The organism is Paenibacillus sp. S-38, from assembly GCF_049942825.1.
Lineage (GTDB): Bacteria > Bacillota > Bacilli > Paenibacillales > NBRC-103111 > Paenibacillus_G.
In genome coordinates this window covers 214,448-236,374 of sequence record NZ_CP187970.1, presented here as the reverse complement: position 1 = coordinate 236,374, position 21,927 = coordinate 214,448, and the positions used below count along the sequence as shown (strand labels likewise).

Sequence of the window (21,927 nt, the reverse complement as noted above, 5' to 3'; positions counted from 1 at the left end):
CTGGAAGAGCATCCAGTTCCCCGAAGGCGGTTACCTGGCTACCTTCTGCTTCTCGCGCAGTGCCCGTGCAATCTCCCGCTGGGCATCCTTCTTCGCTGCCGATTCGCGCTTGTCGTACTGCTTCTTGCCTCGTCCGAGGCCGATCAGGAGCTTCGCGTAACCGTTGCGAACATAGATCTTCAGCGGCACAATGGTGTAGCCCTCCTGCTTCGATTGGCCGAGCAGCTTATGGATCTGCTCCTTGCGCAGAAGAAGCTTGCGCGCTCTCGTCGGGTCCTCCGGATTGAACCGGTTCCCCTGGGCGAAAGGCGAGATATGCATATTGTGAATGAAAGCTTCGCCATTGCGGATGGTTGCGAACGCGTCACCGATGTTGGCTTTGCCGAGCCGAAGCGACTTGATCTCCGTACCGGTCAGCACCAGCCCGCACTCGTAGGTGTCCTCGATAAAATAATCATGGGACGCCTTCTTATTCTGGGCAAGCAGCTTGCCTTCATTGGGATTCTTCTGAGCCATATTCGCCTTACCTCCTACCATCACAGCGATTTCCATTCCAAGGGATGGAGTCCATTGTACCAACTCCATCCCCGGAAATCAAGAGCCTGCTGCCGATCCTTCCCTGCTTGCCGCCTTGCCTGGAAATACCCTGCGGACTTCCCGCTACCGCTTCACGGTCTTCTTGCGCTTCTTGCGCACGAAGCCCGTGCCGCCGCCGCTCTCGCCGCCACGGCCGACCGCGTCCAGCGCCCGCGCCTTCGCGGCCCCCGGGCCCTTGCCTGCGCCTGCGGCACTGCCGCCGCGAGCCGGCCCGGCTGCCGCGCTGGCCCCGCGTCCGCCGGCTTTGCCGCGCCCGCCCAGGCTGCCGCGTGCGCCCGGCCCGGCCGCTGCCGCACCGCGCTTGCCCCGGCCTCCGCGTCCGCCGCCTCCGGCTGCTGCCGGCCGGCCATCGCCGCCCCCGCGGGCTCCGCGCGCACCACCGCCGCCGCGTTTGCCTTCGCCGCGGCGTACGCCGTTCAGCGCATCGACGAGGCTCATCTTCTGCGAGCGCGGCTTCATGTCGACCATCTCGAAGTCGATGGTCTTCTCGTCCATGTTCACCCGCGATACGCGGACCTTCACCTCGTCGCCGAGACGGAAGATCTTCGACGTGCGCTCCCCGATCAGCGCATGCTGTGCATCATGGAAGTGATAGTAGTCGTCCGTCAGATCGGAGAGACGGATCAATCCTTCTACCGTATTCTCCAGCTCGATGAACATCCCGAAGGAAGTGACGCTCGAGATAATGCCAGTGAACTCCTCTCCGACCTTGTCGAGCATGAATTCAGCCTTCTTGAGAGCCTCGGTCTCCCGTTCGGCATCTACGGCCACCCGCTCGCGTTCTGACGACTGTTTTGCGATATCGTCCATCCGCGAAGTCAGGTATTCATGCCGCTTGTCGGTGAGACCGGTCCCGCCGCTTTCGAATACCTCCCGCATGACCCGGTGGATGATAAGGTCCGGATACCGGCGGATCGGTGAAGTGAAGTGAGAATAGAACTCAGCTGCCAGACCGTAGTGTCCCATGGAGTTCGCATCGTACTTCGCCTGCTTCATCGAACGCAGCATGACGGTAGAGATAACTGTCTCTTCCTTGGTGCCTTTGATCTCCTCCAGCAGACTCTGCAGTGCCTTCGGATGAATCGTGTTGCCTTTGCCGCGCACCACGTAGCCGAAGTTCGTGATGAACTCGAGGAAATGCTGCAGCTTCTCCGCATCCGGATCTTCATGGATCCGGTACAGGAACGGCACCTTCAGCCAGTGGAAATGCTCGGCCACCGTCTCGTTCGCCGCGAGCATGAATTCTTCGATGATCATCTCGGCGATGGAACGCTCGCGTTTCACGATATCCGTCGGCTTGCCATTCTCGTCCACGAGGATTTTGGATTCCTGGAAGTCAAAATCAATCGCACCGCGGCGCATCCGCTTGTTTCGCAGACGCATCGCCAGGTCTTCCATCCGGCGGAAATCATCCATCAGGTACGCGTACTTCTCCTGTACCTCCGGTTCGGCTTCGCCTTTGAGCAGGTTGCGCACGTTCTTGTACGTCATCCGCTCGCTGGTCCGGATCACACTCGTGAACACATCGTGCCGAACCACATTGGCCTGCGCATCGAATTCCATCTCACAGGACATGGTGAGGCGATCAACTCTCGGGTTCAAAGAACAGATCCCGTTCGAGAGCCGGTGGGGCAGCATCGGAATGACGCGGTCGACCAGATAGACCGAGCATCCGCGGTTGTAAGCTTCCTGGTCCAGTGCCGAGTTCTCGCGGACATAGTAGCTGACATCCGCAATGTGAACCCCGAGCACGTAGTTGCCGTTCTCGAGCACTTCCACATTGACGGCATCGTCCAAGTCCTTGGCATCTTCGCCGTCAATGGTCACGATCCGTTTGTTGCGAAGGTCACGCCGTCCTTGGGAGACAATCTCCTCCTCCGTGATCACCTCTGGAGCGTCAGATGCCTCATCCATGACTTCTTCCGGGAAAGCCTCGGGAAGACCATGCTTGCGGATGATGGAGAGAATATCGACGCCCGGGTCGTTCTTATGACCCAGAATCTCGATGACTTCCCCCTGCGCCGCCGCCCGTCCCTCCGGATAGGAGACGATATTGACAACCACCTTGTGCCCGTCCATTGCACCGCCGAAGGAGTCCTTCGGGATGAAGATATCGCGCACGACGCGCTTATCGTCCGGTATCACGAACGCATACTCCTCATGGGCTTGGAACAGGCCGACAATCCGGGTGTTGGCGCGGGATACCACACGGACGACTTCCCCTTCCATCCGTCCACCCGAAGGACTGCGGGATGTGATGCGGACTAGAATGATATCCCCATTCATAGCCGTACTCATGTCATTGGCATGAATGTAGACGTCCGGGTGCTCCTTGTCGTCCGGGATCAGGAACCCGAATCCCTTGGCATGCGCCTGCAGACGGCCGCGGAGCAGATTCATTCTCTCCGGCACACCGTACCGGTCGTTGCGTGTCCGTACGATCAGCCCTTCGTTCTCCAGCTCATTCAAGAGCTTCAGGAATTCTTTGAACGATTGGGCGCTGTCGAGCTGAAAATGCTGTTCCAGCTCTTGATAAGTCAGCGGCTTATAAGCCTCTTCCTGCATAAAATCCAGTAATATGTCTCTAGTGATCATGACGGTCACCTGCCTTCTTCTTTCTATACTCTATGGCGAATACCCCGCCGCCGTTTGTTCCCATGTCCCTATCTGCTCAAGCGTCACCAGAAATCGGTGAATATCCGCGTATACCTGCTCCCGCTCGTCATCCAGCAGGATGGCATGCGAGGTGGAAGGATAGTGGGCGATCTGCCGGAAGGCCGAGGAGACATGTCGGTAGATGTACTCCGCACTTCGCGGCATGACAAGCTTGTCCCTTCCCCCTTGTCCGATAAAAAGCGGGGCTTTTACTTCATTTAAACTGGTTTTGACGTGCTTAAGCAGCTTGCGCAAATCCACGACACAAGGAATCGGCGTACGGCTGTAGGAGCAGGCTTCCTCGATGATATGAGGGGGTACGGTCGGCCGCCGCTCCACATACTTCACAAAATACTGCAGTAGCACAGCCAGAGCCGTCTTACGGGAGGCGAGGAAGATCGGTGCAGCCAGGGAGACGACACCTGCCAGCGGACGCTCCATAGCCAGCTTCAAGGCAAGCAATCCGCCCATCGAATGCCCTACGGCCACAATCCGATTGTTCGGTCCCCCCTGCTCCCGTATCGCGTCGAAGCAGTCCACTACATGTCTGGACCAATCAGCCAGTCCTGTCCGGATCATATCCTCCGGCGTCGTCCCATGGCCGGGCAGCAGGATCCCCCTGACCGAGTAGCCCAAATCGTTCATGTAGTAGCCCATGCGGCGGAATTCCGAAGGCGATCCGGTGAACCCATGGATGAGCAGAAGCTCCGTGGAAGCCCTCTCTCCCGCTCCCTCCAGGTGAAAGGGCTCCGTAGTCCGATACTGCCGCTCCAACTGCCTCGCCTCCCTGCCGTAAGCCCTCGGACTGTGCATAGTAATAAAAAAACAGCAGGAGTATCTTTCCCCTGCTGTCACGGTTTTATGTTTATGCCCCTTTTACAAAGTAAGCCACAATCAAAGACAGAACAAAGAACGCTACCGCAAGGCCCATCGTCAGGCGATTGAGGAACAGCTCCAGGCCGCGTGCCTTCTGCTTTCCGAACAAGTGCTCTGCACCGCCGGAGATGGCGCCGGATAACCCCGCGCTCTTGCCTGGCTGCAGCAGTACAACCGCGATCAGACCGAGCGAAGCGATAACCAGTATAATCTTCAGTGCAACTTCCATAATCCTACCTCCTGCTAGTGTACGAGAGAACTTGCCCGATGTCCTTAGGCCCATATGTCGATGAAAACCCAGTAAACAGACAGCATGCATAGTATAGCACACTCTTGTCCATCTGACAAATCTTGCCGGGGAAGGAGATCTGCCATATTAATTCAGGATACCCATATGAGCCGTGGTTTATTCTCCATAGCGTGTATAAATGGCTGGAGAGCGGCGGTTCTCCGATGTTCTCCCCCGAAGGAACAGGGTGATGGCACGGACTGCACACCAGAGTGCGAACAAAGTGAAGATCAGCCCCCAAGCAAAAGCAGGAATCGGAGTTACGAGCGCGAGGTTCGTCGCATCGCCCGCCTTTGAAGGATCACGCAGAGCATAGAGTACCAGCGAGAAAGGTCCCATAACGGACTCCTCCAGCGTCAGGAAGGCAATTAGAAGATAATACAGATCCCGGATCCAGGCCGGCATGAACGCCAGCATCACGACATTAAGCAGGATAAAGCCGATCAGCCACATCACGCCGAACTCCCCCCGCACGAACAGGATCAGTGCCGCGATCGCGATCAGCGTTACCACCTGCAGGCCGAGTCTCTCCCGGTCGTGCGCTCTTACCCGGAACAGGAACAGAGCGAACAGCGATGCCGTCATATAACCGGCCATAGCTATCGGGATCAGACTCCAGGGCTGGGATATCTGGGAATACGTCACGCCGCTGTGATTAGCGAACAGCTCAATATACATGACCTTCCCCTGCAGCAGCAGAGTAACCACCGCATGACCGAATTCGTGGATCATCGTGTCCAGGTTGCGGAAGAATTCATTGAACGGGATAAAGTGGGACAAAAATACCGACAGCACCAAAAAGCCGATCGTCTTGAGCCAACGGCGCATAGGAAGCTCCCTCCCCTCTTTTCATCAGATTGAACTTCAGTATCTCCTGCCAGTATATGCGGCTCCTCCTCTGGCAAGCAGGGTGGCCGTATTTTAGGTTACGGGACTGGCCCATGCCCGGTTGTAGTTTAACTCTCTTATCCTTTTGTTCCCATTTTACCCGGGCATTCCGCCCTTCAATCAGCGCCCGCCCCGGATTCGGACTCCATCCCTTTTCACTGTACCGGATACTGGTGAAAAGAAAAGGAAAAACCCGCAGAGGCCGGGGCCCTGCGGGTCTTATAGAAGCTTCAAGCTGAAACTTACTTGAAGTTTTTGAGGTTGTAGAATGCGCTCTTGCCTGCGTATTGAGCAACGTCCGTCAGCTGGTCTTCGATGCGGAGAAGCTGGTTGTACTTCGCTACGCGGTCCGTACGGGAAGGAGCACCGGTCTTGATTTGGCCGGCATTCGTTGCCACAGCGATGTCTGCAATCGTGCTGTCTTCGCTCTCGCCGGAACGGTGGGAGATGACGGCAGTGTAGCCTGCGCGCTTCGCCATTTCGATCGCGTCGAATGTCTCCGTCAGGGAACCGATTTGGTTAACTTTAACCAGGATCGAGTTACCGATGTTCTCTTCGATACCGCGGGACAGACGCTCAGTGTTCGTTACGAACAGGTCGTCACCCACGAGCTGAACTTTGCCGCCGAGCTTCTCGGTAAGAAGCTTCCAGCCTTCCCAGTCGTCTTCGGAGCAGCCGTCTTCGATGGTGATGATTGGGTACTTGTCTACCCAAGCCGCCAGGAAGTCAACCCACTCAGCGGACGTGTAGGACTTGCCTTCGCCTTCGAGGTGGTATTTGCCGTCTTTGAAGAATTCCGTGGAAGCAACGTCCATACCCAGGAATACGTCAACGCCCGGCTTGTAGCCTGCACGCTCGATGGCCGTGATGATCGTTTGGATCGCTTCTTCGTTGGAACCGAGGTTCGGTGCGAAGCCGCCTTCGTCGCCTACAGCAGTGTTCAGGCCCTTCTCTTTCAGAACGGTCTTCAGGCTGTGGAAGATTTCTGCGCCTGTACGGAGGGCTTCCTTGAAGGAAGGAGCACCTACCGGCAGAACCATGAACTCTTGAACGTCAACGTTGTTGTCCGCATGCGCGCCGCCGTTGATGATGTTCATCATCGGAACCGGCAGCTGCTTCGCGTTGAAGCCGCCGAGGTACAGGTACAGCGGGATGTCGAGCGCTTCAGCAGCAGCACGGGCAACCGCCATGGATACCGCGAGGATCGCGTTCGCGCCCAGCTTGCCTTTGTTCGGCGTGCCGTCGAGCTCGATCATGCGCTTGTCGATGCCGACTTGGTCCAGCGCGTTCATGCCGATAATCTCAGGAGCGATCACGTCGTTCACGTTCTCAACGGCTTTCAGAACGCCCTTGCCGAGGTAACGGGACTTGTCGCCGTCACGAAGCTCAACGGCTTCGTATGCGCCTGTGGATGCGCCGGATGGAACGATAGCGCGGCCGCGTGCGCCGGATTCCAGATGAACTTCCACTTCTACCGTCGGGTTACCGCGGGAGTCGAGTACTTCACGAGCGTACACATTAGAGATTACTGTCATTGCGGAATACACTCCTTCAAAATTAGGTTTTGGGATGGGTCTTGCTTGCCAGCTAGCCGCGGGAAGCAGCCAGCGTTGTGCCGGTCATTTCCTCTGGCTTGGACACGCCAAGCAGGTCCAGCACCGTCGGGGCAATATCTGCCAGAATGCCATCGTTTCTTAGTGTAACACGACCGTCCGTCACAATGAAAGGCACCGGGTTGGTCGTGTGGGCCGTGTTGCGGGAGCCGTCCGGATTCGTGACAACATCGGCGTTCCCGTGGTCGGCAGTGATCAGTGCAACGCCGCCTTTGGCGATGATCGCATCCACGACCTTGCCGAGACATTCGTCTGTGGCTTCGATTGCCTTGACCGTCGGCTCGAGAAGGCCCGAATGACCGACCATATCCGGGTTCGCAAAGTTCAGGATGATGACATCCTGACGCTCCGCTTCAATCTCCGCCACAGCCGCTGCCGCCACTTCATAAGCGCTCATCTCCGGCTGGAGATCGTATGTGGCTACCTTCGGCGAAGGGATCAGAATGCGTGTCTCGCCAGGCAGCTCGACATCCCGTCCGCCGCTGAAGAAGAACGTGACGTGCGGGTATTTCTCGGTCTCGGCGATCCGAAGCTGCTTCAGGTTGTTCTGCGCCAGCACTTCGCCCAGCGTGTTGTCGAGGTTCTTCGGCTTGTAGGCCACGTAGCCTCCGACCGTCTCGCTGAAGAGCGTAAGGCACACATAATACAGATCCGTCGGTGCCTTGTCCCCGCGGTCGAACCCGCGGAAATCGCTGTTCGTGAATACCTGGGAGAGCTGAATCGCACGGTCCGGACGGAAGTTGAAGAACACGACGGAATCGCCGCTTTCCACCAGACCTACCGGTGTATGGTCCGGCTTCACAATTACCGTCGGCATGACGAACTCATCGTACACCGAGCGGATATAGGATTCCTGGATCGCATTCATCGGGTCTTCGAACGTCGGGCCGTCCCCGTATACCATAGCGCGGTATGATTTCTCGGTACGCTCCCAGCGCTTGTCGCGGTCCATGGCGTAGTAACGTCCCTGCACCGTAGCGATGCGGCCTACGCCCACGTCCGCGATCTTCTTCTGCAGACGCTCCATGTACCCCGCTGCACTGTCAGGCGCCACGTCACGGCCGTCCAGGAACGCATGGATGTACACTTCCTCGAAGTTCTCCTTCTTGCACACATCGAGCAGCGCGAACAGGTGCTCGATATGACTGTGCACGCCGCCATCGGACAGCAGGCCGTACAGGTGAAGCTTCTTGCCGTTATCCTTCGCGTGCCGGACCGCTCCGAGAATCGTCTCGTTCTCATAGAATTCCCCGTCGCGGATCGATTTGGAGATCCGGGTCAGGTCCTGATACACGGTGCGGCCGGCGCCGATGTTCAGGTGACCCACCTCAGAGTTCCCCATCTGGCCTTCCGGCAGGCCTACGGCTTCGCCGCAGGCGATCAGCGTGGTGTGGGGGAACTGGTTCCAATAACGGTCGTAGTTCGGCTTCTTCGCCTGGGCTACGGCATTGCCCTGCACGTCCCCGCGCAGGCCAAAGCCGTCCAGGATAATGACTGCTACCGGTTTCGGTCTGGCCATCTTACTTGGCCCCCTCGATCAGGGCGATGTAGGAAGCCGGCTCCAGGGAAGCGCCGCCTACAAGCGCGCCGTCGATATCCGGCTGCTGCATGTATTCCGCAATGTTGTTCGGCTTCACGCTGCCGCCGTACTGGATGCGCACCGCCGCAGCCGTCTCCGCGCCATACAGACCGCTAACGACTTCACGGATGTAGCCGATCACGTCTTGGGCGTCTGCAGCTGTCGAAGACTTGCCTGTTCCGATAGCCCAGATCGGCTCATAAGCGATAACCACCTGTGCCGCCTGCTCTGCGCTCAGGCCGGCGAATGCGCCTTCCGTCTGCACTTTGCATACGTCTTTGGTTTGGTTCGCTTCGCGCTCTTCGAGCTTCTCGCCTACGCAGACGATCGGCGTCAGACCGTGCTTAAAAGCCGCCTGGACTTTCTTGTTCACGATCTCATCCGTCTCGCCGAAGTAAGCCCGGCGCTCGGAGTGGCCGATGATCACGTACTCGACGCCGAGATCCTTCAGCATCACGCCGCTGATCTCGCCCGTGTAAGCACCGTTATCTTCGAAGTGAAGGTTCTGAGCGCCGACTTTGAGCGTCGTGCCTTTCACCGCTTCTACGAGAGCTGGAAGGTTTGTAAACGGGGAGCAGATCACGCTCTCCACGCCTTCGACTTCCGCTTTGCCCTTTACTTCATTCACGAAGGAAACAGCCTCTTGAACGGTTTTGAACATTTTCCAGTTGCCTGCAATAATCGGTTTGCGCATGAAGGGTACGCCTCCTTATTTATCTTGAAGCGCAACAACGCCCGGGAGCGCCTTGCCTTCCATGAATTCGAGGGACGCGCCGCCGCCGGTGGAGATATGGTCCATCTTGTCGCCAAGGTGGAACTTCTCTACTGCCGCTGCGGAGTCGCCGCCGCCGATCACCGTGTAGCCTGCCGTTGCTGCGCAAGCTTCTGCTACCGCTTGAGTACCGTTCTTGAACGGCTCGAGCTCGAATACGCCCATCGGCCCGTTCCATACGACCAGCTTGGATTCGGCGATCGTCTTCGCGTAGATCTCGCGCGTCTTCGGACCGATATCGAATGCTTCCCAGTCAGCAGGAATTTCGTCGATGTTCACGATCTTCGTGTTGGCGTCCGCACCGAACTTGTCGCCTACAACAACGTCAACCGGCAGAAGGAAGTTGATGCCCTTCTCCTTGGCTTTGCGCTCGAACTCTTGTACCAGTTCCAGACGGTCGTTGTCTACGAGGGATTTGCCGATTTCATAGCCTTTGGATTTGAAGAATGTGTAGGACAAACCGCCACCGATGATGATGTTGTCGGCGATTTCGATCAGCTTCTCGATGACCGCAATCTTGTCTTTTACCTTCGCACCGCCTACGATGGCTGTGAAAGGACGCTCCGGATTGTTCAGCGCACGGCCGAGTACATCGAGCTCCTTCTCCATCAGCAGACCGCCGACAGCCGGCAGGTGATGCGCGATGCCTTCCGTCGAAGCGTGTGCACGGTGTGCTGCGCCGAACGCGTCGTTCACGTACAGGTCTGCCAGTTCAGCGAACTGCTTCGCGAGCTCTGCATCGTTCTTCTCTTCGCCCGCATAGAAGCGCACGTTCTCAAGCAGAAGCACGTCACCGTCTTTCAGCTCGGCAACCTGTGCCTGTACCGCTGCGCCTACCGATTCGTCGGCCTTGGCAACCGGCTGGCCCAGCAGCTCGGAGAGGCGTGCTGCTACCGGAGTCAAGCGGAGCTCTTCCACAACCGCGCCGTTCGGACGGCCCATATGGCTCGCGAGGATGACTTTCGCACCGCGCTCCGTCAGGTACTTGATCGTCGGTACGGTCTCGCGGATCCGTGTGTCATCGGTAATCTTGCCGTTCTCCAGCGGTACGTTGAAATCTACGCGCACAAATACGCGTTTGCCGCCTACTTCCACGTCACGAACGCTCTTCTTGTTCATCTTTGTCGCCCTCCCGGTGGGTTCATTTGTGCTTGCTGCTCTTGCCAGCGCTCTAGTCCTGCGCTGTTTCGTGCTCTATATGTGATCCGGAACATGTCATGTCAGCTGGTATGTACCGGTTTCTCTCTTGGTTCTCTCTGTATGTTCTCTCTCTACCCTACCCTATACCCACACACAAAAAATGTGGGAATGGGCCTTGCTTGCCCTTCTCACCAAGGCGCACGCCAGCACAATGAGTATCTATCGCAGAGCGCAAACGCGGATCCTTTGAACTTTCGTTATAACCTCTTCCTATAATTCAGAAAAACGAAAGTTCAACAGATCCCGAAGATAGATACTCATTGGACCGCGCCAGTGCGCTTTGGTGTTCAGGGTGTTAGCAGACCATTACCACAGTTTCGTTCTTACAGACCTTTTTTGGCGATGAAGTTAGCCAGGTCAACGACACGGTTGGAGTAGCCCCACTCGTTGTCGTACCAGGAAACGACTTTCACCATGTTGTCGCCGACAACCATCGTGGAGAGGGCGTCGATCGTGGAGGAAGCCGGGTCGCCGTTGTAGTCGGAGGATACAAGCGGCTCTTCGGAGTAGTTCAGGATGCCTTTCAGAGGGCCGTTAGCCGCTTCTTTCAGGGCGTTGTTGATGTCGTCAACCGTTACGTTCTGGCTCAGTTCAACTACCAGGTCCGTTACGGAAACGTTAGGCGTAGGTACGCGCATAGCCATACCGTTCAGCTTGCCTTTCAGCTCAGGCAGAACGAGGGATACAGCTTTGGCAGCGCCTGTAGTCGAAGGGATGATGTTCTCGGCAGCTGCACGCGCACGGCGCAGATCCTTGTGCGGCAGGTCGAGTACGGACTGGTCATTCGTGTAGGAGTGAACCGTCGTCATCATGCCTTTTACGATACCGAACTTGTCGTTGATTACCTTAGCGAAAGGAGCCAGACAGTTCGTTGTGCAGGAAGCGTTGGAGATGATCGTGTGCTGGGAAGCGTCGTACTTGTCTTCGTTAACGCCCATAACGATCGTGATGTCTTCGTTCGTAGCCGGTGCGGAGATGATAACCTTCTTCGCGCCGCCTTTCAGGTGAAGCTCGGCTTTCTCTTTCGCAGTAAAGATCCCTGTGGATTCAACGACGATTTCTACGCCGTTAGCGCCCCAAGGCAGGTTTTCCGGATTGCGCTCTGCAAATACTTTAACGGTTTTGCCGTTTACGATCAGCGCGCCTTCAGTTGCTTCAACCGTTGCATTCAGCTTGCCGTGCGTAGTGTCGTATTTGAGCAGGTGAGCCAGCGTGTTTACGTCTGTCAGGTCGTTGATTGCAACGATTTCTACTTCAGGGTTGCCCAGTGCTGCACGAAATACGTTACGGCCGATACGACCAAATCCGTTAATACCCACTTTTACCATGATTGATAGCCTCCCAAAATGTATATTGTCACACCCGCGATTCCCGCACTGCGGGTCCGCTGGGCGCAACGTTCAAGACAGGAAAAACCTGTCATGATGAACTGATGTTGCGGATGATCTCCTGCGCTGCTGCTTCGTCGGTAACGAGCACGTCCTCATGACCGTACTTGAGCACCGAGGCGATCGCCTCGCCTTTGCTTCGGCCTCCCGCCACCCCGATCACGGTATCCATGCCCTGAATATCCTCGAGTCGAAGTCCGATGGTCGGCATGCGGTGAAGTATGCGGCCGCTTCGGTCAAAGTAATACCCGAACGCTTCCGCAAGCGCCCCTTCCCTCTGCAGGCTTTCGGTCGTTTTCCGGTCCACTTTGCGCCTCCTGGCCATTACCATAGCATCTCCCATCCCATGAATGACCATCCGTGCCTGACGGATGAACTGGATGATCTCGGAGATCGTGGTATCCTGGATCAGCGACTGATAAGCTTCCTCGCCGAGGTGATCGGGTACGTGGAGCAGACGATAACGCGCTCCAGTCTTCTTAGCCATGGTGGAGGCAATCGTATTCGCCTGCATCTCGAGGCTCTCCCCAAGCCCTCCGCGGGCCGGTACGAACCAGATGCCCTTCATCGCCGGCGCTGCCGTAAGATGGTAGGCCACTTCAGCCATCGTCGATCCGCCGGTAACGGCGACGACGTCGTTCTCTCTAACCAGCTTGCGCAGGACGGACGCACCGGCACGGCCAAGCTCCTTCTTCACCTGGGGTGAAGTGTCGGAATCGCCGGGCACGATAACCACCTGCTTCAGTCCGAAATGCACGCGCAGCCTCTCTTCCAGTTCCGTGAGCCCGAACAGGTCCTTCACGAGCGGTTCGATCCGCTCCAGCAGTTCCCTGCCCGCCATACTGATGCGTATGCCGGAGGCATCCACGTCGACCAGCCCCTGCTCCTTCAGAAAGTCCACTTCCGCGCGGAGCACCCGCTCCGTCGTGTTCAGCATTCCCGCCAAAGTGCGCCGGCCGATCATCCCGGAAACCAGGATATGATGAAGAACGGTATAGCGCTTCTTCATGGTGTCCATCAAGTCGGGAAGCAGCTGTTTTTGGATGTCAAGAATCTCTCTCATGGATTCACTCCCGCTTGCTTGCTAACTGGACACTTTTCGTCCCGGTGATGCATTTTCAGTCCCACATTCTCCAAAAGAAGAACTAAGCTCTCACTTAGTTATCCCTAATATACCGGATTTTCAAACCATTTTCAAGAGAGCCTTTGTAAAAATCTTGTAACCGAAAAACTTTTGGACAGGGACTTGCATTCCGGCTTGGCATGCTATATAATCAATTTTGCTGTCACACACAAGTGATCGCACAGCAAGCTTCATACATGCGCCCGTGGTCCAATGGATATGACGTAGGCCTCCGGAGCCTGAGATTAAGGTTCGATTCCTTACGGGCGCGCCACTTATACAAACAAGCAGATCAGCTGACAGAGCTGGTCTTTTTTTGTCGGTTAATTTGACCTTTCTTGACCTTAGTTTGTTTTTGGGCTATGATGGTTATAGTTTAATTATAAAGGAGGCTGCAGCTCATGAGTTTTATCCCAATGGTAGTCGAACCGGATGCAAGAGGGGAACGCGCCTACGATATTTACTCGCGTTTGCTCAAGGACCGCATCATCTTTCTTGGAAGTGGCATTAACGACGTTGTAGCCAACTCGATCATTGCGCAGCTGCTGTTCCTGGCGGCCAGCGATCCCGACAAAGACATTCATCTGTATATCAACTCCCCGGGAGGCTCGATCACTTCGGGCATGGCGATCTACGACACGATGCAGTTCATCAAGCCGGACGTCTCGACGATCTGCGTCGGCATGGCCGCTTCGATGGGCGCGTTCCTGCTCGCCGCAGGCGCCCCTGGCAAGCGTTTTGCGCTGCCGAACAGCGAAGTCATGATCCATCAGCCGCTCGGCGGCGCCGAAGGCCAAGCCAGCGATATCGAGATCCGTGCGAAGCGGATCCTGAAGATGCGCGACAAGCTGAACACGATCCTCGCCGAGCGCACAGGCCAGTCCTTTGAGCGCATCGAGAAGGATACCGACCGCGACAACTTCATGTCGGCGGAAGAAGCCCGCGCTTATGGTCTGATCGATAAGGTTATCGAGAAAGTGTAAGTTCCCCATCAACCTGCGGTAAACCTAAGAGCCTGCCCCTCCGGTCATCCGGATGGCAGGCTTTTTGGTTAGGCTCACCCTGTTCTCCATCAATGGTTACTTCGCATCCGTAGTGAAGCTGAATACATGAGTCCGCCGCCCCGCCTCCACTTCGATCCGCACCCTGCGGTCCGGCTGAAATCCGCCTTCAGGCTCAAATGTCATACCGTACTGCGTCGCCCCTGTCGCTCCCGGCACCGGAGCATCCGGCGAATCTTCATAACGTACCCGCATGCCCATAGAGTCATAGCTGCCCTTCCATGCCACCGTCACCACGGTTTCGGTGGGCACATGTTCCATCCCGTCAGCCGGGTATGTACTCATAATCCAATTTCTTGACTGATAGGCATTCCATCCCCACCAGAGAGCCAGCAAGCTTCCTAGACCCAGCAAAAAGCGTATTCCCTCCTGCCGTGAAAGGCTGACCTCCGAATTTCCACGGCCAGCCAGCGAAAGTCCGGCGGCAGTGACGGCAGCAAGAGCCCCTAGGATCAGCCATCCATGCAGCCCCACACCTAAGAAAAATCCTACCTTCGGTGGAAGGGGCCAATGCCGGATCAAGCTCCCCTGATACATCATCCATGAATACAGGGCCGGCACCTGCCCAAGCAGCAGCAAAGCCATTCCCGCCAAACTTGATAACAGCAGCAGACGCCTGGCCTTTCCTTTTCGGTACACCCAGGCACCCAGCAGCATACCAGCTCCCCCAACCATGCTGCAGAGGGCCCACTGTCCAATCTCCGCCTCCTTGACCTCCCCAAGCACATACCAAGGGAATACAGGAAAATACAAGCTCCCTATCCCGATACAACTCCATCCGATCCACTGCCAGATCCGCTGCGGTTCCCTCCACCAAGGGCTCATTTCACCCCCTCCTCCTGAGTCCTTTCCTACAAGCTAGACGAGTTCTGCGGACCGCAGGTTGCCGGATTGGGGTGATGACTGCCTGACGGATCGCTGACACTGACTTCGTTAGCTCGGACAGCAGAGCATAAGAAAAAGCCCTTTCCTTATGAATGGCATAGGAAAGGGCTGTTATTGCTATAGATTACGGCTGCTGCTCTACACGGTCGTCCAGCGGATAGAAGATCAGATCCACCGGGAAAGCCGAGCCGGCCGGCGGGCTGAACTCAATATCAAGCGATTCTTCCTTGCCCGTCGTCTTCGCAAGGATCTGCATGCCGTCAAAGGCCGTGATGACCCCCGATTCCGGAATAAGTCGAATGTCTCCGTTGATCTTAATCGGCCCCTTGAAGACGCCACCCTTGGCCAAGATCATGATAGCCATTTTGCGCGGCTTATCGGCATGAATTTTGTAAATGACGCCGTAGTTGCCGTCATTCTTGACCTCAGCCTTCCGCTGTGGATCGTAACCCGGCAGGAACGGATCTTTGATCCCATCGCCAAGAATCAGCCTGGACGGTGTCGTGAACGAAGAAGCGTCGATGTTCCATTTCACTTCCGAGATCGGGAAGGTGCCTCTTACGTGGCCGCTGAAATCAAGCTTTGGCAGCGCCAGCGCCTTCTGGGAGACATCTTTGGCGGCAATAAAGGAGAACTGTACCTTGCCGTCCGTCTCGAGGTCATAGAACAAATTCACGCCTTGAGCCGGGTAGAAGTCCGGCATCTGCTTGTAAGTGAATGTCTGGCCTGCAGGGATCGTCATGCTTTCGCTCAGCGGGTCCCCGAGCAGGAAGTCGACTGTGGCTTCACTGCCGATCAGGTTCGCGTAGACCGAAGGCCACACTTCCCCTTTATTCGTCGTCTTGATCGTGACCGGCTTATTTGTCATGTTCTTCGCCAGGATGGCGAAGCTTACTTTTTCCTTGGTCCCGTTGATATGGTCGGCATACAATCTCGCTTTGCCTTCGACTTCGTCCTGATACAGGATGCCCTGCTCATAGAACTCCTCCGGACTGTCGGAGACCAGAAGCGTCCGCCCCGGAACCTCGGTAGCCGTCTTAGGCAGCTCCGGCAGTTCCCAGAAGTGGCTCCACAGCGTGCTCCAGTTCGTCTTGATGAAGGAACCGACCGGCTTCATGTAGATCGGGTACTCCACAGCGCTCAGGAAGGTCTCATTCGAGATCACCAGATTGCGTGTGTACGGCTCGCTCTTGTTGCCGTTGATGTCCCATACGGTCAGGGTGATCGGGTAGGTGCCCGCTTGGAAATAAGCGTCTTCCTTGCCCTTCCACTCGAACTTGGCAATCCCTTCGGCATCCGGATCATAGCTCAGATCCACGAACTTGATCGGCTCGCCGATCTTGTAGGTCTGCTTGGCAAAAGTGAACTTCGCCACCGGCTTGGAGTTGCTCGTGTTCGGATCGTACAGCCCTTGAGGCGCATTCACATGCAGCACTTCCACGCGGCGCAGTTCATTGTTATACGTATATTTGGCTCCCATGTAATCCGCGAGCCAGGTCAGCTTGATCATCAGGCGTCCGTTCACAATGGCGGCTACGTCGTCAAAGGCCATCCAATACCCGTTAATCCATACCGATTTGTTGTCAATGTCGAGCATGATCTCATAGCCCGGGGTCTCCATCTCAATTTGGCGGGTAGCGTCATTCCACTCCACCTTCATGCCGAGCGCATCACCGAGGAACTTTGCCGGCACATACATTTTGTCCTTAATGATTGTAGCCGGGGCATCCAGGGTCACCTGCGTGCCATTCAGGAAGGCTTCCGCCTTGTCAATATACAGCAGCACATACGTGGTGCTGGCGGATGCGAGCGGGTTCTTCTCCTCCTCAGCCGCCGCTCCCGGGGAAACCCATACGAATGACATCAGCAGGCTGACCACCATCAAGAGGGCCAGTTCTTTTTTGATTCGTTTCATGTTCTCTTCTCCTACTCCTCTTCCTGCAGCTCTATTCTGTCTCTTCATCCCAGGCCAAAAAACCTTCTCCGGCCGTTTGAGGCACGTCATAATAGACGCACGGCTCGAAAAAAGGTTGCGCTCTTCCCCTTGGCACTATACTTCTGAAGCCCTACTTTTAGCACAGGAAAAAAGCTTCCTTATCGGAAGCCCCGTGGCGGTCGTTATTGGTTCTCCAATTCCTCTTTGCTGACCAGTGTGACTAAAGCGTTTACAGCCTGTTCAGCGTCCGAACCTTCAGCACTTATGTGAACTTCCGTACCGGTGCTGATCGCAAGGCTCATGATGCCCATGATACTCTTGGCGTTAACCTTCTTCTCGTCCTTCTCCACAAAGATTTCCGAAGAGAACTTATTCGCTTCTTGAACGAACAGCGCTGCCGGTCTGGCATGAAGGCCTGTTTTTAACTTGACGACAACTGGGCGTCTCGACATGCAACCAATACCCCCTACAATCTGTAAATTCCGAATCCTGAAGACGTTCCCGTCCCCTTCTAGCTTTAAAGCAGCCTGGATGTTCGTAACGTCACTAGGCTTCAACCAACAAGACATGAGTCCATTCCTGTCATACCGCACCGCTGCCTATGGCAGGCATACCGGCTATCGCATGGTAACAATGACTGCGGCCCAACCGGCAAAACCAAATGAATCCTGGAGCATCCAGAACGTTAGGATGAAAAAATGATGACATAACCCTAACGTAACTGGCCCATACGAAAGCGTTAAGGAAGCTTCTCGCTGTAATCTCCGGGTGCTTCTTCCCTCACATTTCCAAACTAAAAAAGCAATTTTTCAACTATTATATCATTTTTCGGCACTCTGCACTAGAATATTTGCAAAATTACACAAAAGTTCTATATTTCACTCAGAGCGCCTGGGATTTACGAAGCTTCTCCGCCATCTCATCAATCTTCCGCAGCCGGTGATTCACACCCGACTTGCTGACTTTTCCCTTCAGCAGATCCCCGACTTCCTTCAGATTCATATCGGGATGCTGAAGACGAATCTCCGCAACCTCCCGAAGCTTCTCCGGCAGGTTATCAAGGCCGAGCTCTTTTTGGAGCAGCTTGATGTTATCGATCTGCCGTACAGCCGCGCCGATCGTTTTGTTGAGATTGGCCGTCTCACAGTTCACCAGCCGGTTGACGGAGTTTCGCATATCCTTCATGATCCGGACATCCTCAAAGCGCAGGAGCGCCTGATGGGCACCGATCAGAGACAGGAAGTCGATAATCTTCTCGCCTTCCTTGATATACAGCACGAATCCCTTCTTGCGCTCAATGCACCTGGCGTTCAATCCGAATTCGCAGGCCAGCCTGCACAAGGCTTGGCAGTGCTCCTCATACATCGAATAAATCTCCAGATGATACGAGGTTCCTTCCGGATTGTTCACCGAACCGCCGGCCAAGAAAGCTCCACGCAGGTAGGCCCTCTTGCAGCAATCTTTCGCAATCAGGGAAGCATCGATCTCCGACGCAAACAGGAAGCCTTCCGAGACGATCCGCAGATCGGACAAAATGCTCTGTACCTGAGAGGGTACCCTGACGATATACACATTATTTTTCTTAAGCCGCATCTTCTTTCGAACGAGCAGTTCGATATGCACCGTATACGATTTCTTGAGCAGGGAATAGATGCGCCTGGCAATAGCGGCGTTCTCCGTCGAGATGTCCAGAATGATCTTCTGGCTCGTCAGCGACACCGCTCCATTCATCCGGATCAGTGCGGACAGCTCCGCTTTTTCGCAGCAGGCGTCCGCCTCCATCAAGGTCAGCTCTTTCTTCGTTTGGGCGGCGAAGGACATGGTACATCACCTCTTCTTGAACATCCAGCTCTCCACCAGTTGATATATGTGTTGACTCAGCTTCTCGGCATCATGGCGCAGGTACGTCCGGAACAGAACCAGCTTGTCGGCGATGACCTTGTAGCCTTCCTGCGTCACAGCATCCAGATCCAGGGGGACGACCTCGGCCCCTTTGTCGGCATACTTGCGCTTCACCGCATCGGGGATCACCCCGTTATTGACGATAACGTAGTCGAACAGCGAATGGCCTACATGATCGCGTATCGCTTTCAGATGATCGCTGACCTTGTAATCGTCCGTCTCCCCGGGCTGCGTCATGACGTTGCAGATGAACATCTTGAGCGCTTTGGACTGGACGATCGTCTCGGCGATCTCCGGTACCAGCAGGTTCGGCATAATGCTCGTGTACAGGCTTCCGGGGCCGACCAGGATCGCATCGGCGTTCTTGAGCGCTTCCAGTGCTTCCGGCAGCGCCTTCACATCCCGGGGCTCGATCATCACCCTGCGGATCACCCCGCCGGCTTTCGGGATCTTCGATTCCCCTTCAACGATGCTGCCGTCCATGAGCTCTGCCCGAAGCACAATGGCCTCATCGGCTGCCGGCAGCACGCGTCCCCGGACCGCGAGGACACGGCTGAGTTCCCTGACGCCTGTCACGAAGTCGCCGGTAATATCACGCATGGCTGCGAGCATTAGGTTGCCCAAACTGTGCCCTGCCAATCCATTGCCTTTGTCGAACCGGTACTCGAGCAGCTTGCCGAGCAGGGGCTCCACATCAGCCAGCGCAGTAAGCACGTTGCGGATATCCCCGGGAGGAATGATCTCCAGCTCGGAACGCAGGATGCCGGAGCTGCCCCCGTCGTCCGCGACCGTCACTACGGCGGTGATATCCATCGGCTTATGCTTCAAGCCGCGGAGCATGACCGACAGCCCGGTTCCCCCTCCGATGACAACGATCCGGGGCGTATAGCTTTCCCTCTCCAGGGCATCGGTCATCTTTTCACCTCGACCCGGTCGCGCTCCGAATCACGGTGGCTTACCCTGACGATTTCCGTTTCGCTGCTGCCCATCATTTTGCCGAGGTATTCCGCAATCGCAACCGAACGGTGCTTGCCGCCTGTACATCCGATCCCTACGACTACTTGGCTCTTGCCCTCTTTCTTGTACTGCGGGACAAGGAACTGGAGCATATCGAGCAGCTTCGCGAGGAACTCCTGCGTTTCGTTCCACTTCATGACATACTCGTAGACCTCAGGATCCTGCCCCGTATTCGGGCGCAGGTGATCGATATAATGCGGATTCGGCAGGAACCGCACGTCAAAAATCAAATCTGCATCGATCGGAACACCATATTTGAAGCCAAACGAGATGACGTTGACGGAGATGCTGCTGCCCTCCACGTTGGTGAACCGTGAAGCGATCTTCTCCTTCAGTGCGGCAGGCTTAAGACTCGTGGTATCGATGACCTGCGTAGCCAATCCCTTGAGCTCCTCAAGCAGCTTGCGCTCCGCCTGGATGCCTTCGAGCGGCGCGCCCGTCGGCGCCAGAGGATGCTTCCGCCGGCTCTCCTTGTACCGCTGGACGAGCACGGAATCGGTGGCATCAAGGAACAGGATCTCATACGTCAGCGTATAATTCTCGTTCAGATAACGGAGCGACTCCGACAACGACGTGAAAAACTCGCGTCCCCGCAGGTCGATCACGAGCGCAACCTTGCCGATGCGCCCTTTCGACTGCTCGATGAGCTCCGCAAACTTCGGAATCAGAACCGGCGGAAGGTTATCCACGCAGAAGAAGCCCAAGTCCTCGAGGCTCTGCACCGCGATCGTCTTGCCTGCTCCGGACATGCCTGTAATGATGACCAGCTTTCCGAGGGAATGGTTTTCTTCCATAAGGCCTAACTCCTTTCGCTTGGACTTTGGCTGGCCGGACAAAAGGAAAGGGTCTGCACTTGTGCTTCTTGCAATCCCTTCCCTCTGGAACGGACCGGGTCCTCGCCTTGTAACTCTTGTATATCAGGCAGGTGTACGAGACTCCGCAGCACCGGTTATCCAGTTAGATACTGTGCAGGTTCAGACCCGCTGCGCCCACGACGCCGGCATCGTTGCCGAGCACGGCCGGCACAATGTCCACGCCTTCCTGTGCAGTCTCTTGAGCAAATTCATGGTAATACTTGCGGATAGCGTCGAACAGGATATCGCCTGCCTTGGATACGCCCCCGCCCACAATGAAACGCTTCGGGTTGAGCACGACGGACACAGCAGCCATCGATTTACCCAGATACAGCGCTGCGCGGTTAATGATCCGAAGTGCGGTTTCGTCGCCGGTTTTCGCCGCATCGAACACATCCTTCGCCATGATGTTCTCCACCAGCGCCAGGGAGGTATGCTCTCCGCGTGCTACCGCTTCTTTGGCCATGCGAATAATGCCCGTACCCGAAGATACGGTCTCGAGGCAGCCCTTCTTGCCGCATCCGCACTCGATCGCTTCCAGATCGGGCACGACCAGCATGTGGCCGAGCTCTCCCGCCATGCCGTTGAAGCCCTGATAGATGCGGCTGTGAATAATAATCCCGCCGCCTACACCTGTTCCAAGCGTATAGCAGACCACATTCGGAATCCCTGCGCCCGCTCCGCTCCATGCTTCGCCGAGTGCCGCTACATTGGCGTCGTTGTCGATCTTGACGGGCACGCCCAGCTTCTCCTCAAGAATCTTCTTGACCGGAACGTTGCGCCAGCCCAGGTTGGGAGACAGCTTCATGAAGCCTTCCGGAATATCCATAAACCCGGCGATCCCCGCACCGACTCCGGCAACCTGCTCCCACTCATAAGGGGATTCCGCCACCAGCTTGCGCACATATTGTGCGATATTCTCCAGCACGACATCCGCGCCGTGTTCGGTACCGGTCGGGCCTTCGTACGTCTGCAGAAGCTTGCCCTGCGCGTCGCACAATCCCACTTTAATCGCGGTTCCTCCCAAATCGACTCCTACGTACACTTGATCTCCCATACCTGCTTTTCACCTCATACGACATGTTTAACGTATAACTCCTGTTCCAACTATAAGGCAACCCTACCTACAGGTCAAGGGTAAACCAGGGGCTCCACCCCCTCTTCCGGAGGGGCTTCCCAAGGCACCCACAAGGCCGCTTTCCACCGCATCAAAGAGCTGTATATTCCCCGCCGTAAAGACGGTTTAACGGTCTCAGCCCTTCTATTGGCATCCCTTGCCGGACGCCCGATCT

At 56.1% G+C, this 21,927-nt stretch carries 19 protein-coding genes and 1 tRNA gene; 2 read left to right on the top strand and 18 right to left on the bottom strand.

Going from position 1 to position 21,927, the window contains the following annotated elements; all coding sequences use genetic code 11:
- Nucleotides 1–30 precede the first annotated feature (30 nt).
- The 11 genes from smpB to ACP26L_RS01055 all read right to left on the bottom strand — a co-directional run bounded on the left by smpB (nt 31) and on the right by ACP26L_RS01055 (nt 12,920).
- Complete coding sequence (gene smpB, locus ACP26L_RS01105) at nt 31–516, bottom strand: SsrA-binding protein SmpB (protein WP_426450622.1); 486 nt, start codon at nt 514–516, stop codon at nt 31–33.
- 144 nt (nt 517–660) lie between these two features.
- Nucleotides 661–3,192, bottom strand: coding sequence for a ribonuclease R (gene rnr, locus ACP26L_RS01100; RefSeq protein WP_426450620.1), 2,532 nt, complete (start codon nt 3,190–3,192; stop codon nt 661–663).
- A gap of 30 nt (nt 3,193–3,222) precedes the next feature.
- Nucleotides 3,223–4,026 (bottom strand): alpha/beta hydrolase, encoded by an 804-nt coding sequence (locus tag ACP26L_RS01095; protein WP_426450619.1) that lies wholly within the window; start codon nt 4,024–4,026, stop codon nt 3,223–3,225.
- A 91-nt stretch (nt 4,027–4,117) separates the two neighbouring features.
- Nucleotides 4,118–4,357 carry a preprotein translocase subunit SecG gene (gene secG, locus ACP26L_RS01090; protein WP_426450618.1) on the bottom strand — a complete coding sequence of 80 codons (240 nt, stop codon included), beginning with the start codon at nt 4,355–4,357 and terminating at the stop codon, nt 4,118–4,120.
- 177 nt (nt 4,358–4,534) lie between these two features.
- Nucleotides 4,535–5,245, bottom strand: a complete 711-nt coding sequence (locus tag ACP26L_RS01085) for a M50 family metallopeptidase (protein WP_426450617.1) — start codon at nt 5,243–5,245, stop codon at nt 4,535–4,537.
- Nucleotides 5,246–5,547: 302 nt separating this feature from the next.
- Nucleotides 5,548–6,840: a phosphopyruvate hydratase gene (gene eno / locus ACP26L_RS01080; RefSeq protein WP_426450616.1), complete on the bottom strand. Its 1,293-nt coding sequence runs from the start codon at nt 6,838–6,840 to the stop codon at nt 5,548–5,550.
- A gap of 52 nt (nt 6,841–6,892) precedes the next feature.
- Nucleotides 6,893–8,437, bottom strand: a complete 1,545-nt coding sequence (gene gpmI, locus ACP26L_RS01075; RefSeq protein ID WP_426450615.1) for a 2,3-bisphosphoglycerate-independent phosphoglycerate mutase — start codon at nt 8,435–8,437, stop codon at nt 6,893–6,895.
- Nucleotide 8,438: 1 nt separating this feature from the next.
- Nucleotides 8,439–9,191 carry a triose-phosphate isomerase gene (gene tpiA, locus ACP26L_RS01070; RefSeq protein ID WP_013914027.1) on the bottom strand — a complete coding sequence of 251 codons (753 nt, stop codon included), beginning with the start codon at nt 9,189–9,191 and terminating at the stop codon, nt 8,439–8,441.
- Nucleotides 9,192–9,206: 15 nt separating this feature from the next.
- A complete protein-coding gene (locus ACP26L_RS01065; RefSeq protein WP_426450614.1) occupies nt 9,207–10,388 on the bottom strand; it encodes a phosphoglycerate kinase in 1,182 nt (393 codons plus the stop codon).
- Nucleotides 10,389–10,792: 404 nt separating this feature from the next.
- The gene (gene gap, locus ACP26L_RS01060) at nt 10,793–11,800 is read right to left on the bottom strand and encodes a type I glyceraldehyde-3-phosphate dehydrogenase (RefSeq protein ID WP_426454778.1); all 1,008 of its coding nucleotides are present in this window, start codon (nt 11,798–11,800) and stop codon (nt 10,793–10,795) included.
- 88 nt (nt 11,801–11,888) lie between these two features.
- Nucleotides 11,889–12,920: a sugar-binding transcriptional regulator gene (locus tag ACP26L_RS01055; protein WP_426450612.1), complete on the bottom strand. Its 1,032-nt coding sequence runs from the start codon at nt 12,918–12,920 to the stop codon at nt 11,889–11,891.
- A gap of 259 nt (nt 12,921–13,179) precedes the next feature.
- Between ACP26L_RS01055 and ACP26L_RS01050 the strand changes: the two genes are divergently transcribed.
- Both ACP26L_RS01050 and clpP read left to right on the top strand, forming a co-directional pair.
- Nucleotides 13,180–13,254, top strand: a tRNA-Arg gene (locus ACP26L_RS01050).
- Nucleotides 13,255–13,381: 127 nt separating this feature from the next.
- Nucleotides 13,382–13,963, top strand: a complete 582-nt coding sequence (gene clpP, locus ACP26L_RS01045) for an ATP-dependent Clp endopeptidase proteolytic subunit ClpP (RefSeq protein ID WP_426450611.1) — start codon at nt 13,382–13,384, stop codon at nt 13,961–13,963.
- Between the two features lie 96 nt (nt 13,964–14,059).
- Here clpP and ACP26L_RS01040 read toward each other — a convergent pair whose 3' ends face one another.
- The 7 genes from ACP26L_RS01040 to ACP26L_RS01010 form a co-directional block, all read right to left on the bottom strand.
- Nucleotides 14,060–14,866: a hypothetical protein gene (locus ACP26L_RS01040; protein WP_426450610.1), complete on the bottom strand. Its 807-nt coding sequence runs from the start codon at nt 14,864–14,866 to the stop codon at nt 14,060–14,062.
- Nucleotides 14,867–15,050: 184 nt separating this feature from the next.
- Nucleotides 15,051–16,841 (bottom strand): stalk domain-containing protein, encoded by a 1,791-nt coding sequence (locus tag ACP26L_RS01035; protein WP_426450608.1) that lies wholly within the window; start codon nt 16,839–16,841, stop codon nt 15,051–15,053.
- 203 nt (nt 16,842–17,044) lie between these two features.
- Nucleotides 17,045–17,314: an HPr family phosphocarrier protein gene (locus tag ACP26L_RS01030; RefSeq protein ID WP_010500412.1), complete on the bottom strand. Its 270-nt coding sequence runs from the start codon at nt 17,312–17,314 to the stop codon at nt 17,045–17,047.
- Between the two features lie 430 nt (nt 17,315–17,744).
- Complete coding sequence (gene whiA / locus ACP26L_RS01025; protein ID WP_426450607.1) at nt 17,745–18,683, bottom strand: DNA-binding protein WhiA; 939 nt, start codon at nt 18,681–18,683, stop codon at nt 17,745–17,747.
- Between the two features lie 6 nt (nt 18,684–18,689).
- Nucleotides 18,690–19,679, bottom strand: a complete 990-nt coding sequence (locus ACP26L_RS01020; RefSeq protein ID WP_426450606.1) for a gluconeogenesis factor YvcK family protein — start codon at nt 19,677–19,679, stop codon at nt 18,690–18,692.
- Entirely contained in the window at nt 19,676–20,575 is a 900-nt protein-coding gene (rapZ, locus tag ACP26L_RS01015) for an RNase adapter RapZ (protein WP_426450604.1), read from the bottom strand. Before rapZ ends, ACP26L_RS01020 begins: the two co-directional genes overlap by 4 nt.
- A 163-nt stretch (nt 20,576–20,738) precedes the next feature.
- Nucleotides 20,739–21,692, bottom strand: a complete 954-nt coding sequence (locus ACP26L_RS01010; RefSeq protein WP_426450602.1) for an ROK family glucokinase — start codon at nt 21,690–21,692, stop codon at nt 20,739–20,741.
- Nucleotides 21,693–21,927 lie beyond the last annotated feature (235 nt).

Excerpts from the sequence above, each read along its gene's own strand:
- tpiA (WP_013914027.1), bottom strand. The coding sequence starts at position 9,191 with ATGCGCAAACCGATTATTGCAGGCAACTGGAAAATGTTCAAAACCGTT.
- rnr (WP_426450620.1), bottom strand. The coding sequence starts at position 3,192 with ATGATCACTAGAGACATATTACTGGATTTTATGCAGGAAGAGGCTTAT.
- eno (WP_426450616.1), bottom strand. The coding sequence starts at position 6,840 with ATGACAGTAATCTCTAATGTGTACGCTCGTGAAGTACTCGACTCCCGC.
- ACP26L_RS01085 (WP_426450617.1), bottom strand. The coding sequence starts at position 5,245 with ATGCGCCGTTGGCTCAAGACGATCGGCTTTTTGGTGCTGTCGGTATTT.
- clpP (WP_426450611.1), top strand. The coding sequence starts at position 13,382 with ATGAGTTTTATCCCAATGGTAGTCGAACCGGATGCAAGAGGGGAACGC.
- smpB (WP_426450622.1), bottom strand. The coding sequence starts at position 516 with ATGGCTCAGAAGAATCCCAATGAAGGCAAGCTGCTTGCCCAGAATAAG.
- ACP26L_RS01020 (WP_426450606.1), bottom strand. The coding sequence starts at position 19,679 with ATGACCGATGCCCTGGAGAGGGAAAGCTATACGCCCCGGATCGTTGTC.
- rapZ (WP_426450604.1), bottom strand. The coding sequence starts at position 20,575 with ATGGAAGAAAACCATTCCCTCGGAAAGCTGGTCATCATTACAGGCATG.
- ACP26L_RS01010 (WP_426450602.1), bottom strand. The coding sequence starts at position 21,692 with ATGGGAGATCAAGTGTACGTAGGAGTCGATTTGGGAGGAACCGCGATT.
- ACP26L_RS01035 (WP_426450608.1), bottom strand. The coding sequence starts at position 16,841 with ATGAAACGAATCAAAAAAGAACTGGCCCTCTTGATGGTGGTCAGCCTG.
- secG (WP_426450618.1), bottom strand. The coding sequence starts at position 4,357 with ATGGAAGTTGCACTGAAGATTATACTGGTTATCGCTTCGCTCGGTCTG.
- whiA (WP_426450607.1), bottom strand. The coding sequence starts at position 18,683 with ATGTCCTTCGCCGCCCAAACGAAGAAAGAGCTGACCTTGATGGAGGCG.
- ACP26L_RS01055 (WP_426450612.1), bottom strand. The coding sequence starts at position 12,920 with ATGAGAGAGATTCTTGACATCCAAAAACAGCTGCTTCCCGACTTGATG.
- ACP26L_RS01040 (WP_426450610.1), bottom strand. The coding sequence starts at position 14,866 with ATGAGCCCTTGGTGGAGGGAACCGCAGCGGATCTGGCAGTGGATCGGA.
- ACP26L_RS01030 (WP_010500412.1), bottom strand. The coding sequence starts at position 17,314 with ATGTCGAGACGCCCAGTTGTCGTCAAGTTAAAAACAGGCCTTCATGCC.
- ACP26L_RS01065 (WP_426450614.1), bottom strand. The coding sequence starts at position 10,388 with ATGAACAAGAAGAGCGTTCGTGACGTGGAAGTAGGCGGCAAACGCGTA.
- gpmI (WP_426450615.1), bottom strand. The coding sequence starts at position 8,437 with ATGGCCAGACCGAAACCGGTAGCAGTCATTATCCTGGACGGCTTTGGC.